We start from the raw sequence: 15,413 nt of genomic DNA on the forward strand, positions 1-15,413 counted from the left end.
CCGGCTTTTCAGACGCCCTCTAGGAATCAGTGCCCAAAAAGTAGTCACAAACAGTGGGCTATGTCGTCCCCGTCCACGCGATAGTGCGTTTTCCCAAGAATGCTGTTTATTATCTTTGCGCTACGCCAGGCGGCAAGACTGATATTCGCGTCAGCCACCCCATGGGTCTCGAGCGCAGCATTCTGGACATAAATCCTACCCCTTCCACCCCCCCGCCGTTCCACTCGAAAGTCAGCACTTACTTCATATGAGCTGCCGTTGCATGATATGGCGCCAATGAGCGGCTCGAAAAAACTAGGCACCTTGCGCGCCAATCCGGTTCCCAGGACAACGAGATCACATAAGACGCTCTCTTCTTCACCCGAAACATAGTCTCGCAAAACCGCATCGAAGTCACCGGCTCGACCCGACAGGTTCTTCATTTCAAAGCCGGTCAAGATGCGATGCACAAAGGAGACCTGAACCAGATAGTCAAGTTCATAAAAACGCCGATACAGCCGATCAAGGAGATCTCTACTGATTCCAAAATAGGCACCTTTTTGCGATGCGAGAAGTGATTTCCGCTGGTCCTCACCGAGTTTGAAGAAGTAGTCAACGTAGGCAGGGTTAAACCACTCGTTCGAAAATGGGGAATCATCCAAGGGCGAAAGTCCTTTTCGCCCTGTTGCCCACGTCAATGCACGAGGTAGCCCGGTCCTCCCGGACAGCAGGTCAAGAGCTACTTCTGCGCTGCTCTGTCCCCCTCCGACGAGAAGAACGTGTTTCCCTTCGACCGGCAGGCCGTATCGCAAATGGTCAACGGCATGCCAGGCGCCTTCTCCTATTGCTTCGCGCGCGCAGGCGGGCACGTATGGGACTTGACCGACCCCAACGACGATATCTTCCGCTTCCCAGATTCCGTCGCTGGTTTCCACGACGAAACACTTACCGTCGTGATTCACTGAGATGACGCCGGTATCAAGTCGCACATCCAGCCGAGCGGCCGCCCATGCAAAATATTGGTCGAATTCCGCTCGACTAACATACTCTTTTGCTGCGATCAGGTGGCGATAGAGCCTGCCTTCCTCGTGCAGGAAGTTCATGAAGCTGAACTCACTGCGCGGGTCGACAAGCGAAACCAGATCTTTAGCACCATCGATTTGAAGCCGCGAGCTGCTCCACAGGAGTCCGGGATGCCAGGAAACGGAATCTCGGGATTCGAGTAGCGTGACAGAAAGGTCATCGAGCGGTTCAGCCAAAGCCGCGAGGCTCAAGTTTGCCGGGCCTGCACCGATCCCTAGAACTTGTGCATAGTGCCTCCGGCTCATTTCGGCAAACACGCCTTCCGCTGGAATCGTTGTTTCATTGCATCTCCAGTTTCCCTCATCCCCTGGCGTTGTTCCTGTCCGCTCACGAAGCGCGTCTCCCGATGCTGCGTGCCGGTGCGTCGTCATATCCGCTCTTCAAAGAGACGTCGACCGGAGTGGGATTGGATATGAGGCTGCGGACGATGGAACTTTTGACGGCCTTGGCCACGATCGTGCGGAGGGTCTCTGGGCGAGCAGATTCGTTACCCCGATACGAGATGTGGCATGCAGTGTCCTGCAGGCCGACGAGCGACTCACCGGTGTCGAGCATTCCGGCTGCGTCGACACGTGCCGTGGATGTGATGTCCCAGGCCTGGCTGCCTCCCAATTCCTTCACGGTGAAGTAATTGAGATACGCAGCGATATCCGCAGAGAGACCCATGAGTAGATATTCTTGTGCATTGGGCCCCCAATCGGCTCCGGTCAGCTGCTTGGGTGAGTCGATGAAGGAATGCGAAGTCGACGTGCGTCCAGGAGTCCACGAATCGAACTGTGGTCCAGTGATCCAGGCGAGACGCCTCTCGACGGCCGGAGACATCAGAGGGGTCGCACTCGTCGCATCTGTCTTCTCAACATCCTGCCGCAGGTCGTCTCCCTGATAGTTCACTGCGAGGGGAATTTGGTCGGTCAGGGTGCGGTGATTCGGGCTGTACTCCTGTACCTGCTCCAGCATCTCCATTAGGAGTGATTGCTCAGAGGAGGTACCGACTTGGAACAGACAGTCGACTCGATATCGGGTTTCGTTGTGAGTGGGTGCCTCGATGGTTCCTCGCTCGTTTAGGGCGGCAAGCATTTCTACCGACTCGAAGGTGACTCCCCGGGCGCTGCCGCCACCAATCAAGGTTTTCATTGAGCAGGAACCAAGCCCGGTGAGAGCCAGTTCAACCGGCGAGAGTTCGCAGCCCCCCTCGCCGTCGCAGAAGTCGTGGCCGACCAGGTAGTCGTGTACTGCGAAGGAGTACTTGCGTGCGGACTTCAGGGTCCCGAACATGGCGGGTCCGATACGGGCGGACAGGCCACGCCCTGGGGAGAAGCTGGCCTTTCCCACGTAACTGAACCAGCCTTCTGCAGGATCATCGCGAATTTCGAATGCCAGTTCACTGAAAGCACTGGTATTGAAGTTATTCCTCATCGGGCGTCCCCCTCGTCAAGTGCGGTGTACAAATCCTGGAGCAAGTCGTGTACATTTTCAATACCAACGGAAAAGCGCACCAGGCCGGGATTGATTCCGATGGCGGAGCGCTGCTTCTCTGTGAGTGAGCTGTGTGACGTGTTGGCCGGCATGCTGACCAGAGATTCGACGCCCCCCAGGCTGGTGGCGACATAGGGGATTTTAAGTCTCCGCATAAAACGTTCCGCGGCGTCGTCCCCGCCTTCAATCTCGAAGCTCACCATTCCGCCGAATCCGCCGTACGCCTTGGCATCAAGTGCCGAGTACTGTGAGCCGGCAACCGACGGATGGTAAACCCGACGGACACGCGGATGCGCGGAGAGCCGTCGCGCGATTTCGGTGGCGTTGTCGTTTTGCGCCTTTATCCGCAAAGGGAGAGTCTTTATGCCGCGTTCGAGGAGGAAGCAGCAGAATGGATCGAGAGTTCCACCGAATCGCAGCGTCTGCGCCCATATTCGGTCAAGATACTTTCGACGGCCTGCCACTGCTCCTGCAGTCAGATCGCTATGACCTCCCAGGTATTTTGTCGCACTGTGCAAGACAATGTCAGCCCCGAGCGAAAGAGGTTGCATGTTGATCGGGGTGAGGAAGGTATTGTCGATGACCAGGAGTGCTCCTGCTTCTTTCGCAACTCTCACGAGCTCCCGAATATTGGGGGCCTTCAGCATGGGGTTGGTGAGACTCTCAAAGAACAGGAGCTGGGTTTCCGGCTTGATGGCCGCCTCGATGGCCGCGATGTCCATGGGGTCGACGAAAGATACGGTGCGCCCGGCCGATGGCAGATCTTCTCGGAGGAGGTTGTACGACCCGCCATAGACGTCATAGGCCGAAATAAGGTGGCTTCCTGCGTTCGTCAAGGCATAGATGGTGTTGGCGATGGCGCTCATTCCCGACGCCGTCACCAGTCCGCTCTCAGCGCCTTCCAGGGCAGCGACCTTCTCCTGTACCGACCATTGAGAAGGATTCCCGTAACGACTGTAGATCGGAACATCTCGCAGGGTGCCATCTTCAAAAGCCGTGTAGCTAGCGTCGTCGAGGACAAAGGTACTCGACTGAAAGATAGGGGTGCCTACGCTGCCTGTTATCGGATCCTCGTAGGTGCCTGCATGAACAGCTGTCGTTTCGGGGGAAGTTCCTCGAGGCAGTACACGGTGGTGTGGCGAAACCGGCCCAGAACTGCGTTTGCGCGTCAATTCATTGAACCATGTCGCTTCTGGCGCGAGGCCTTGCTCAAAACCAAGTGCCGATCGCTGCTCGGACATTCAACCTCCATTGTATACTATTTCTGCAATAACTCGGACTTATGAGCTCGTTATGCCAGCTCTAGGGGCCACCCTCGCCGTCTTTGTCGGGCCGCACGGCGGGCCGACGGCCGTTGAACCCCGCACCTCACCTGTTGTGAAGACCCGGCCGCCGGCACCGCTACGGGTTGTCGGTGTTCAAACACGCCGGACCACTCGCTGTCCGAACCGGAAGAACTTTGGCTCGGGCTCGGTCCCGGTCCAGATGGGTGTCACGGATCCCCGACGCATGCGCTTGCCCATTCGTGCGGCAAATCCCCCGGTGCCGGATGGTATGAGATCGCCAGTTTCGGCGTGTTGCCAATTATCGTCAGCCCCCCGCTCGAAGAACTCGTAGCGAAGATTCTTGGTTCCTTGGGCTACGACTAGCTTGTATCCGTCGGATACATAGGTTCCGATGCACAGCTTCGGTTCCACCCGTTGGATCTCGCGATCCTTCCATGAGGCGTCCTGAAGTGCACGAACAACGTCGTAGTACAGCACCAGCGCTGGGTAGGCATTCGCCATCACTACCAACGCCTGACGTTGCTTAGGAAAGATCTGTACGAAGTTCTCGTGACCCTCCCCTGCCGACTCAAAACCGAAGGTCTCCTCGTCGAAGAACATCCAGCCCAGGCCCCAGGCGTGGATCAGGTGATGTCCGGGCACATCGATCTGTGGCGTGTGCATCTCCCGTGCCAGTTCCAGAGACAACAGCCGCTCGCCCTGACGCGTGACGCCGTCCGCAAGCGCGAACTCGGCCAGGACTGCGATCTCCTCGATGGTGAAGCAAGTTGACCGCTCGGCGAGCGTGTCGGCCATGGCCGGCCCCAAGTTTGAGGGCGCAGGCTCGAAAGTCTGTGATGCCTCGTCCCACGTGTGACCGGTTGCCACCGCGCCGTTGTAGTACGCGGGGTTGGATCCGTCGGGAATGTCCTTGATACCCAGCGGATGCAGCAGCATGGTGTTGACAGCATCTCGCCACGGCACGTCGAGAAGGCGCTCTATGAGCAAGGCCGCGATCGCGGTGCCGGCGTCGGAGTAGACGAACACTTCACCAGGCTCAGCGATCTGCGAGTACTGCTCGAAGCGTCGTGCGCGGCGCGCTTCGTCCATTGCGCGTTCGGGAGCCCACTCTTCGAAGGATTCGTCTATCCCGCTGGAGTGTGACAGCAACTGTCGCAGGGTGATGTCCACATGTTTGTCTCCCCTGCGCCTGACTGCTTCGGGAAGGAGGGTGTTCAGCGGTTCATCCAGCGTGACGAGGCCTCGATCGACGAGCATCAAGGCAACGTAGGCGATCAGAACCTTGTTGAGGCAGGTGCCGTGTTGCCGCGAGGTCTCGTCGCGGGGCCGTGCGGTCTGGCGATCGTCGACGCCGTAGTGGGAGATTTGCCAGTGCCCTTCGACCAGTGCGGCGCAAGATGCGCCGGGCACCTTCTCGGCCTTCGCCGAGGATACGAGCGCCTCCCCGGCAGCGGTGAGACGGTGCTCTGCCTCCTTTGAGAGCATCGGGCCGTGGGGACTCTCTCCTACCGCTTGACTCACCATCGCTGTTCAGTCTCCTGGGATACTCAGAACTCGGGCGGTTGTCCGTTGACGAGGCTATTCGCTGGGGATGTCGAGTGAGGGCAGCAGTGCGTCGACCTGCTCGTCGAGTACGGTCTCGCGGATGACAGCCAGGAAGTCCGAGGCGACGCCTTCGTCGTCTCGATATCCAGGAGCTTTGGTTGCGAGGAGGTCGAGCAGCCCCCGAACGGAGGGGCTGAACTTGTTGATCCCGGTGATCGTGGCCGCCTGATAGCAGGCCGCGACCAGAACGGAGACGATGGTGTTGACGTTTTCAAGGAGACGCACTGACTTGCGGGCCGCGATGAGGCCCATGCTGACCACGTCTTGGTTCTGCCCGTTTGACGGGATCGTCTTGATGGAGGCAGGGGCCGCCAGGTCGAGGTTCTCGGAGGCAATGCTCGTGGCCAGGTACTGCGATCCCTGCAGTCCTGAGAAGAGGCCTTCGTCTCCCAGAGCTAGGAAGGCGGGGTATGCCTTGTTCAAGTGCGGGTCGAGAATGCGGTTGAGCTGCCGCTCCGCCAGAACACCGATTTCCGTAATGGCAATGTTCAGATAGTCACTGGCCATGGCGACGTACTGGCCGTGGAAGTGGCCGCCGTGGAAGATCGTCTCCGGGGACTCAAAGATCAGCGGGTTGTCGTTGGCGGAGTTGAGTTCCTCCTCCACCAGACGACGACAGTAGGACATGGAGTCGAGGACTGGGCCGAGGATTTGAGGTATGCAGCGCAGTGTGTACGCGTTCTGGAGATATTCTTTCCCCCGGGTGACTTCGCCGCTGCCGCCACTCTCCTCGCTGATCAGTCGCATGACGTGCTCGTGTTCACGAGTCAGTTCGCTGCCTACCAGCAGGTCAGTGATGACTTGAGCGATCTTACTCTGTCCGCGGTGGTTCTTGAGTGAATGTCCGCGCTCGTCGAAGGCTCGGGTGGATCCTTGCATGACCTGGACGAATGCGGCCGAAGCCCACAGTGCAAGACGCAGCAGTCGCCGTGCCCTGACCAGGGACACAGCCGCCACACCGGTCATGCCGGAGGTGCCATTGATCAAGGCGAGGCCGTCCTTGTAACCCAGGCTCACCGGTTCCAGACCTTCTTCGCGCAGGACTTCGTCCGATGGACGAGTCTCGCCGCGGAAGCGAACCTTGCCGGCCGCGATGAGCGGCAGCGCCAGATGGGACAGCGGCGCCAGATCGCCACTGGCTCCGAGCGAACCCTGCTCGGGTACCACTGGGTGAATTCCGCGGTTGAGGAATTCACCCATGAGACGCAGGGTGTCCGGGCCAATACCTGAGTAGCCCTTGATCAGACAGTTGAGGCGGGACACCTGGATAGCACGAACGAGCTCGTCGGCAAAGAGGGGACCGCCGCCCGCTGCATGAGTGCGCAACAGGTTTTCCTGCAGGGGCTTCTCAAAGCGAGCAGGGATCCGCATGAAGACCATCTCACCGAACCCTGTGGTCACGCCGTAGATAGGGTGGCCCTCGGCTCCCCAGCGCTGGAGTCGGTCGCACGTCTCGCTAACCACCTTCAACTGTGCGACGTCGAGCTCAACTTCTTCTCGAGCCACGGCCACTGCGTAGAGATCGTCGATGGTGAGGTTCTCGCCGCGGATAAGCAAAACGTCTCCTTAAGTGTATTGGACGTAGCGATATAGCTCGTCCAGATGATCTCTACGGTCGGGGCGTCTATGACTGGCGTCCTTCAGATTCTGAGGGTGTTGCAATCTCTCCGGACCAGGCACGGAAGCGTGCTGCCCGTGAGCCGCTTCTCGGTGCTCTCCGAGCACCGGTCGACTCTCCCAGGCCGGGGAGAGCGCTTGTGTCGATTTTCCCTCCGGCGTTTCGGGGAAGCGCCGCCATCGTCACGAATGACGACGGAATGAACTGCTCGCCGAGTCGCTCTTTCAGATGGGCTCGCCACGTTCGGATGGAGTGTATTTCTTGCGCAGGGACCACGTAGGCGACGAGCTGCTCCACCAGCTCGTCCTGTCCGTCCTGTGGAATCACAACGCAATCCACAACAGACGGGTGACTGATCAAAGCGTCCTCGATGGCGGTGAGTTCAACGCGAATCCCTCGAAGCTTGACCTGGCGGTCGCGTCGTCCTCTAAACTCGAGAAGACCGTCGTCGCGCCAGCATCCCTGGTCGCCGGTGCGGTAGCAGCGGACCTCGGGGGCATCCGCGTGGCCGGCCGGGCGCCTGATCGTGTCATAGCGAGGCCCCGTTGAGGGGGCCACACCCACGTAGCGCGAGGGAAGTACCTCGCTGCAGACCACGATCTCGCCGGTGGTGCCGGGTGGGCACAGCGTGTCCGTGGAATCTAGGACCAGAACCTCCCGTCCGGGGATGGCTTTCCCTACCGGCACGGGATTATCGCCCAGGTGATCCGTGACATCCGCCCACGTCGCCAGAATGGTCTCGGTCGGGCCGTACAGATTAATCAGTCGTACACCGGAAACGGCCTTCGACATCTCCTGACCGAGGACACCGGGAAAGGTCTCCCCCGCGAACAGCATGTGGTCCACTGCGCTCAAATCTGGAGCTGCAGTCGTGGAGTTGAGAGCGTGCAGAATCTCGCGACCAAAGCTCGGCACCGACTGGAACAGGTTGACCCGTTGTTCAGCGAGCCACGCGGCCGTCTGCCCGGCATCGAAACGTATGTGATCGGGCACCGGACACAGCGTTCCGCCCGCGATGAGTGTGGCGAAGACCTCACAAATACTGGCGTCGTAGTTGGTGGCCGCCCATTGAGCGATCCTACGTCCGGGACCCATGCGGAATTCCGCGCCCATCCAGCAGACCAGTTGGGCCAGAGCGCTGTGTGACTGCACAACCCCTTTCGGCTTGCCAGTGCTTCCGGAGGTGTAGACCACGTAAGCCGGCGCATCCGGATCAACTGGGACTTTGTGGTGATCGGTGGTTTCGGGTTCAGCTGGACTGACCGTGACCTCACCCCAAGGTGATACCGCTACCACGGCACCGGATCCGGTACCACGGAACCAAGAATTTAAGTCATCCCGGGGTAAGTCAGCTGCGCCCAAGAGTCCGGCTGGCTGGACTTCTCGCAGGATTTCCACGCACCGTTCCAAAGAGTCGCTTGTGCTGACTGGCACGAAGTAGCATCCGGCTTTGAGGATTCCCAACAACGCCGCGACGTGCGGTCCGCCAGGTGGAAGGCATACCGCTATTGGCTTTCCGTATTCGATTCCGGTCTCTTTCAGAGCGTGCGCAATGCGTGCGGCCCAGGCATCGAGTTCTCGATACGAAAGTCCGTCTAGCGCGGGTGCATCCGGTTGAGCGCAGGCTCGTTGCTGGAAAAGCTCGTGCAATAGCGGCAACGTCTCTGTCCCAGCCGGTGTTTCAGTGCTGCGTGAGGGGCCGATGAGGTTCTGTCGTCCGGTCATCGCTGCCCTTCAGTGTCGGCATTGGCTTTCCCCTGGGCGTCACCGCCGGTTGCGGAAACGTCGATCGACAGTTCGCTTATTCGGTGCTCCGGGCCGGCTATGGCTGACTGCAGCGCGCGGATGAGCCCTTGCGCGAGGAGCCTGGCGGTTTCGGCACTGAACAGTTGTGCCGCGTAGCGGAGTGTTCCGGATAGTCCACTCGGCTCTCCGTTCGGCGCATAGTGCTCTATGAAGTCGAATTGGAGGTCGAGATCGAAGTCCGTGTCGACTTGAAGGTCCGTCACCGCGATGCCGGGGAACACAATCTCTTCCCCGTGATCTCGGTTGAAGTCGAGCGCTACCTGGAAGAGCGCATGCCCCGTCTCTCCCACGCTTTGGTGAACCTCCGCGGCAAGCCGAGCGAAGGGCACGTCTCGATGTGCGTCTGCGGCCAGTGCGACATCTCTCACCCTTGATACCAGGTCCGTGAAGGTCGGATCACCTGATGTGTCGACGCGGAGGACCAGGTCGTTGCTGAGGGATCCCACGATCCCGTTCCAGGCAGATTGTGTCCTTCCGTTGCTGCGTGCTCCCAGAGGCAGATCGCAGCCGGCTCCCAGACCCGTAAGGAACGCGGCCAGTGCGGTCTGGAGCACCATGCGAGGCGTTGCTTGGCTCCGTCTCGCCATGGTTCGCAGCCCTACGTGCAGGTCATCAGGCAGCGTCAGTGCGATCGAACGCGCGGTGCGTCGCGCCTGGGTCGAACTCTTACTCCGATAGGGAAGGGCCAATTCGCGCGGCATGTCCTTGAGGACAGTTCGCCAGTAGTCCATCGGGCGCTGCGGTCTCTGAAGGGCGGGTGGGAGCGATGCCGAGTGCTGCGACTGCCAACTGAGGTAGTCGGTGTACTGCAGCGGCAGCCGTTCCCAGGCGGGTGCACGACCTGCCGCACGGGCCGTGTATGCCTGACCCAGATCGCGCCACAGGATGAGGGCGGAGTCCTTGTCGCATGCCGTTTTATCGTTCGTGAGCAGGAGGACGTGATTCGCAGGGCCGAATTGGAACAGCACTGCACGCAATGGCGGTTCGAGGCGTCGGTCGAAAGGGCGTGATACCTCGTTCTTCAGTAGGTTCGCGAACTCCGCTGTACTGGTAGGAATCGTTGTCAGCGTTGCATGGTGCCCGAGACCTTCGACTGTCACCTGACGCAGGGTGCCGTCGTCGTGGTGGAGCATGCGCAGTGCCGCGTGCCGGCGAAACAGATCTGTCACCGCTTGGGATAGGGCGTGCGTCGCCAGCGGTCCGAGCAGACGTCGGGCACTGCTTTGCTGACCGGGTAGCGATTTGTTCTCGAGGCTATGGGCAGTGGGCGTGTGAGCCTCGGCTTTGTTTGGTTTTGCACCCCTCGTTTCGATGCCCTCGACTAACGATCCGAGGCTCTCGGCGTCAATGATGTCCCGGACGCTCACTTCGATGTCGAGTAGGGAACGCAACAATGTCGCCAGCCTGCTGGCAAGGAGGGATGTACCCCCGAGATCGAAGAAGTTGTCGGCCGATTCGATCGACGGGACGCCGAACACTGACGCGGCGAGCTGAAAGATCAACTCGGCGCGCGCCGAACCCGAGGGATCAAACGTGCTCCTGCGCGGTATCGGTAACAGGGCTTTGTCGATGTCTCCGTTGTCGGCTCGCGGAAACTCCTCAAGGAAAACGACCGAATCGGGCACGGCGAACTCGGAGAGTCCAATCGCCAGTGACCCCTGGAGGTCTTCCGCGGTGGTATGCGCCGCCTCCTGATCGTTCAGGGTTACGTAGATCCAAAGCCGCTCTTCGTCGTCACTGTCGAGATGGAGGACTGCCACAGCTTTGTCGATGCCCGGCTGTTGCTCCACGAACTGCTCAACCGCCAGGAGACCGGCTGTCTCCGGATCACCCGCTTCTCGCGCTTCTGCCACGGCCCCTCCACCTAGGTTTCGCTCCCCTGTGGCAGGGGAGCGGGCTTCTTCCAGCGATGAGGCTCAAGGGTGTGCCTCATCCCCGTTGAACGCGGCTCCCGACGACCGGAGCCCAGTACGCAAGGCGTTCATGACGTGTAGCCGGCGACTCTCCAACGGCCGGGCCGAGTATGTGGTTGCGGCGGTGGCCCGTCCCCGGTGTGGGAACCAACTCTGTCGATCATTCTGCGTACGTGTACTTGATCTTCAAGCGGTCATCGATTGCCTTGACGGCGTCCTTCACTCCGTCGTGATCGCTGGCGCTGCCGTAGACGATCCCGACATAAGCCCTTGTGCCCTCGCTCCAGTGCACGTTCCTGCCGGGTTCTGCGAGCACTTCCATGTAGGCAACGCCGGGGACTTGCTCCAGTTCGTCCATGCCCTGGATCGAAACAAGCCGTTGAGCGTCAACCGGCGGCTCGATGAAGTACTGGTACACCACCTGCCGGCAGCGAATCCGGGGCACGCGCACAGTTCTGTTCAACGCGAGCATGATGGCTGCTCGGACCAGGTCATACCCTGCACCGCGCTGCAGCAGGTCGCCGACGTATCCACCGTGTCGGCCGTTGACCTCGATGACCCGCGGACCTTGGGGGGTTAGTTTGATCTCCGTGTGAGTCACCCCGTCCCGGACGCCGATCGCGCGCAGTGCGGCCCTCTCAATCTCTTCTATCTGTTCAGCCAAAGCGCCGGACACGGTGGCCGGCAGAACGCAGCCCGCCTCCCGGAAGGGCTCCACCAAGGGAAGTTTCCCTGTGATGCAGACAAGTTGCGTATGCCCGTTTTGTGTCACGGACTCAACCGAGACGTAGTCGCCCCAGCCCTCGCCAGCGGCAGAGGGGTCGCCGAGCAGAAGCTCCTCGACCACGAACTCGCAGTCATCGGAGTTGCGCGACGAGGCGAGGAACTCCGTCACGATCTTTGCGCATTGGTCTGCCGTATCAACTCGGCAAGTGTTGACACTACCCGCGCCGCTCCTCGGTTTGACCACCGCAGGCAGACCTACCTGAAGCGCGGCCGCGGCGGCCTCTTGCGGTGTGCGCACACCAACGCAGCGCGTGGCTTGGACTCCGGCCGCAGCCATCGCCTCACGCTGCAGCAGCTTGTCCGTGAGGATCCGGCTGGTCTCAGGATCGTGGAAGGTAAGGCCGCAGTGTTCTGCGATGGCTGCGGCGAGAACGATCTGATGCTCGCTCAGCGTGAGTACACCGGAGGGGGCGTGAGCGGCGACTGCGTCGCAAGCTTCTGCCGAGTTCATGCCTGTGATGTCGACAATACGTGCTAGTGACTCGATCCTGCTGATTGCCTCCGCCACGTGCGGTCTGCTGCGGTCACAAACGAAGAGTAGGTCGCAGAGAGGCTTGGCCGAGGCATAGATGCGGACCGGGTCTGCGGCTCCAAGATCGTAAATCAGTGCCAGTAAGGGTTTGCCAGACCTCTCAGCACCCGAAAAGCCCATTCTGCCCCATTCCTCATCGCCCGGAATCTGCACTTATGGTGTGTGGCGTCGCTGACTCATGAGTATGGGGACCAGTGCGCGTGCCGCCAGGGGCCCCCACTTGGCAATCACGCCTGCTTTGCCAGTACTTGACCGGTCTCATGGACAGTTCGCACTTACGCACAGGCGCGAATCCCACCCCTGAAGATCACTGGCAGCTTAGCCATGAGGCCACTGCTCCCGAAAGGGGGCATTGCATCGGTTCGTCTAAGCCACCCAGTGCTGACACCCAGTCAGCGGGCGCTTCTTGCAGGCCGCAGTTCCCCTATCGCCGACCAGATCCAGGATCCTCTCCGGGCCCTGAGCCCATGACGGGGGATTCCCACCCGGAGCAGATCAATACGGCAGAATGCGAAACCAACGCGGCTTTTCTGCCCGTGGGTTGAGACTCCGAAGATCTCCACCACCGGGACGCGAGTCTTGCGTTGCGTACACCACCGGTACCACCCGCTCCGCGGCTGAGAAGGCTCAGTTGGTGGCGCTCGCGTTGGCTTCCAGGATGTAGTCCACGAGCCGTCGCTCGCCACTGAGCACAGTCTTTCGGGACTGACCAATCACCAGCGCCTCGGTCTCGCTGGATACCTCGGGGTCGCACACAACAAGCACGTTGCCGGACTCCGTTTCGTGTGAGAACTGCAGTTCACTCTCCGTAAAGCAGGGGTACAAAACCGACGCCGATGCCGTCGGCAAAAGCCGATAAGACGCGAGGTGGCTGTTCTCGTAGTTTGCGCCGAGAAGGCGAGAACCGATCTTATGCAGCACCGTCCCACCGCTCCAGCGCGCATTCGTTTCATTGAACAGAATGCGCCCATCGTGGAGCTGGATGCCGTCGAGGTGGATGTAGCCGCGATACCCCATGTCTGCTGCCAGGCGGAACATCTTCTCGGAATGCTTGCGCACGATCTCCTGCTTGTCGAGGGGCAGGTTGGCCGGCATCTGAAGACCCATCCAGTCCATGCGCCACCATTCATCCGGCCCGCCGGCGGGTCGGTGCTTCATGTCATATGACTGTAGAAGTCGAGCCTTCCCATCCTCCTCGATAAAGTACTCGAAGAAGAACGCGCTCGTGAAGTCGTAGTAGGCCTCCACGATGAGGACCTCGGACCCGAGCATCAGCATGTCCGAGTAGATAGACTCAATGAATTCACGAGTGGGGTTCTTCTCGGTGTACCCCTTGTTGACTCCCTGAAGCGGACGTGGAGCCTCACTGGAGATGGCCACATTCCCCAGGCCTGCATAAGCGTTGTCTCGCTTGATGATCACCGTGCCTGTGATGGGCATCAACTCGAGAACCGCCTCATGCAGCGCCGCTGCCCCCTGCACGACCCTGCCTTCCGGAAGAGGAATGCCTTGTCCTGCAGCGAGCTTCCGGAAGACCACTTTTCGATTGAAAAGCTCATTGCCGCCCTCGGCGAGGAAGGCATCCGACGCGCTCAGGTCACCGCCGAATATTTTTCTCTTGAGCTCGATTACGCCGCGAGTGTGAAAACATGACTCGACGTTGACGATTTCTCCGCCCAGCTCCTTGCGGGCGGCCTCGATATCGGTCCATATTCGCTCACTCATCAGCACATCGTCCCACAGGAGCGACTCGGCGAATATGATTCGGATCGACTCTGGATCAATGCCCAATGTGCCCGTGACCTGGTTGATGTAATCGACTTCAACCTGGTACGGGCAGACAATTATGCAGTCCTCCGTCATGTGCCAAAGTGACCGCGCTGTGGATTTCGCGATGGGAAAGGAATCTCCCAGAGACAAGTCCTTGGGCAAGTCAACGCGAATGTTGAGAAGAAGAAGTTTGATGCCCATCAGTCATTTACCTCCAACTCGACTGTGATGTCTATGGCTGCTTGGAGCGCATGGTATGTTCTGTCCAGCTCATCTGTTGACGCTGCAGTGAAGAGAGCCAGACCCACTCCTTGCTTCGCTAGCGGTGGCGCTGTGACGAAGTCACCTTTGTTGCAGTACATATCCATCATGACCACGCCGTTCAGCTCGCGTGCAAGGTCTTCCCCCTTGACTTCTTTCACGTATCCCGATCGCTTCGGAAAGAAATAGCAAAAGCCGACGTGCTTGCCTGCATGCCTGAGTTCAACATCAGGTTTTTCACCCATTGCGAGCGAGGCGGCGGAAGTGATCATGTCGATTCCCGTCGCCTCGTACACGGATTGATAAACGCCCATGCCGCCCACGCGAGCGCCCACTTCGACCAAGAAGACCGTGTGGCCGCTAATGCGTACTTCAGTGTGTGTGGCCCCAAGCGATACCCCAAGGGAGCCAATGGCACGCCCCACCTGATCATGGACCTGTCGTTCCAGCTCGGGGGAGAGCCCAGCAGGAGTGCGGTAGTAGTACTCGAGGAAATAGGGCCCAGTCATCGGAAGAGGCTTGCGATGTATTGCCACTGGATGGACCTCGCCATCCACGACGAGTGCTTCATAACTCAGCTCGTAGCCGTCGATGTACTCCTCGACGAGCACTGCATCGCCGTACTCTTCTCGCAACCTATGACACAGTGGATCGTTCTTCAGGTCTTCCCAGCCATACCGCTGGAGCGACGCGAAGTCTTTGCGAAGCTCCTCGGCTGAGTCAAAACGGCGCACCCACATGCTGGCGGCGCCGATAACAGGCTTCACAACCACCGGAAAACCGATGTCATCTGCAATGGTGATGGCCTCATCGCAGTCTGCGGCCAGAGCAAAACGCGGCTGTCGAACCCCGCCGGCCGCAAGGGCCTTGCGCATCGCGAACTTGTCACGGCATCGACGAGATGCCGCATGCGAGATGTGAGGTAACTTCCACTCGGAAGCAATGCGCGATGCAAGCGGAACCGCGTACTCGACAAAGGTGAACACTCCGTCGATAATTTCACTCGAGGTGGAACACCAAGAATGCAGCGCAGCTACGGTCAAGTCCTCACTGGAGGTGTCGGCATCGATTACTTGATGTGCAAGTTCATGCTCCCAAGTTGCGCCACGCATCAGAATTATGAGATTCCAGTCTTTTGCAATGCAAAAACCGGCAAGGGCTTGTAGATGCCGCCGCCTGTTCTCGTTCTTGAAATGAACGAGCAGAAGGTTCTTCAACTGATAAGTCTCCATTCTTGTCGATCAAGCGCGAGCGGTGGAACTTCTGATTCGTTGCGAGTGTGAGACGCCGAGATGATT

Annotated in this window: 10 protein-coding genes; all 10 read right to left on the reverse strand. The window is 59.6% G+C overall.

Features of this window, described 5'->3' with window-relative positions:
- Positions 1–44: 44 nt before the first annotated feature.
- The 10 genes from ACWDGI_RS37330 to ACWDGI_RS37375 all read right to left on the reverse strand — a co-directional run bounded on the left by ACWDGI_RS37330 (position 45) and on the right by ACWDGI_RS37375 (position 15,332).
- Positions 45–1,433, reverse strand: coding sequence for a lysine N(6)-hydroxylase/L-ornithine N(5)-oxygenase family protein (locus ACWDGI_RS37330; protein WP_450766893.1), 1,389 nt, complete (start codon positions 1,431–1,433; stop codon positions 45–47).
- On the reverse strand, positions 1,390–2,478 hold the full coding sequence (locus tag ACWDGI_RS37335; protein ID WP_450766894.1) for an OsmC family protein: 1,089 nt from the start codon (positions 2,476–2,478) through the stop codon (positions 1,390–1,392). The genes ACWDGI_RS37330 and ACWDGI_RS37335 overlap by 44 nt, the downstream gene beginning before the upstream one ends.
- Positions 2,475–3,779: a trans-sulfuration enzyme family protein gene (locus tag ACWDGI_RS37340; protein WP_450766896.1), complete on the reverse strand. Its 1,305-nt coding sequence runs from the start codon at positions 3,777–3,779 to the stop codon at positions 2,475–2,477. The genes ACWDGI_RS37335 and ACWDGI_RS37340 overlap by 4 nt, the downstream gene beginning before the upstream one ends.
- Positions 3,780–3,956: 177 nt before the next feature.
- A complete protein-coding gene (locus ACWDGI_RS37345) occupies positions 3,957–5,309 on the reverse strand; it encodes a serine hydrolase domain-containing protein (protein WP_450766898.1) in 1,353 nt (450 codons plus the stop codon).
- Positions 5,310–5,402: 93 nt separating this feature from the next.
- Positions 5,403–6,986 (reverse strand): tyrosine 2,3-aminomutase, encoded by a 1,584-nt coding sequence (cmdF, locus tag ACWDGI_RS37350; protein WP_450766900.1) that lies wholly within the window; start codon positions 6,984–6,986, stop codon positions 5,403–5,405.
- A gap of 67 nt (positions 6,987–7,053) precedes the next feature.
- A complete protein-coding gene (locus tag ACWDGI_RS37355) occupies positions 7,054–8,772 on the reverse strand; it encodes an amino acid adenylation domain-containing protein (RefSeq protein WP_450766902.1) in 1,719 nt (572 codons plus the stop codon).
- On the reverse strand, positions 8,769–10,706 hold the full coding sequence (locus ACWDGI_RS37360) for a condensation domain-containing protein (RefSeq protein WP_450766904.1): 1,938 nt from the start codon (positions 10,704–10,706) through the stop codon (positions 8,769–8,771). Before ACWDGI_RS37360 ends, ACWDGI_RS37355 begins: the two co-directional genes overlap by 4 nt.
- 220 nt (positions 10,707–10,926) lie before the next feature.
- Positions 10,927–12,237 carry an ATP-grasp domain-containing protein gene (locus tag ACWDGI_RS37365; RefSeq protein ID WP_450766906.1) on the reverse strand — a complete coding sequence of 437 codons (1,311 nt, stop codon included), beginning with the start codon at positions 12,235–12,237 and terminating at the stop codon, positions 10,927–10,929.
- 474 nt (positions 12,238–12,711) lie between these two features.
- A complete protein-coding gene (locus tag ACWDGI_RS37370; RefSeq protein ID WP_450766908.1) occupies positions 12,712–14,055 on the reverse strand; it encodes a preATP grasp domain-containing protein in 1,344 nt (447 codons plus the stop codon).
- A complete protein-coding gene (locus ACWDGI_RS37375; protein ID WP_450766910.1) occupies positions 14,055–15,332 on the reverse strand; it encodes an ATP-grasp domain-containing protein in 1,278 nt (425 codons plus the stop codon). The genes ACWDGI_RS37370 and ACWDGI_RS37375 overlap by 1 nt, the downstream gene beginning before the upstream one ends.
- Positions 15,333–15,413: the final 81 nt, after the last annotated feature.

Source organism: Streptomyces sp. NPDC001220 (assembly GCF_053597895.1).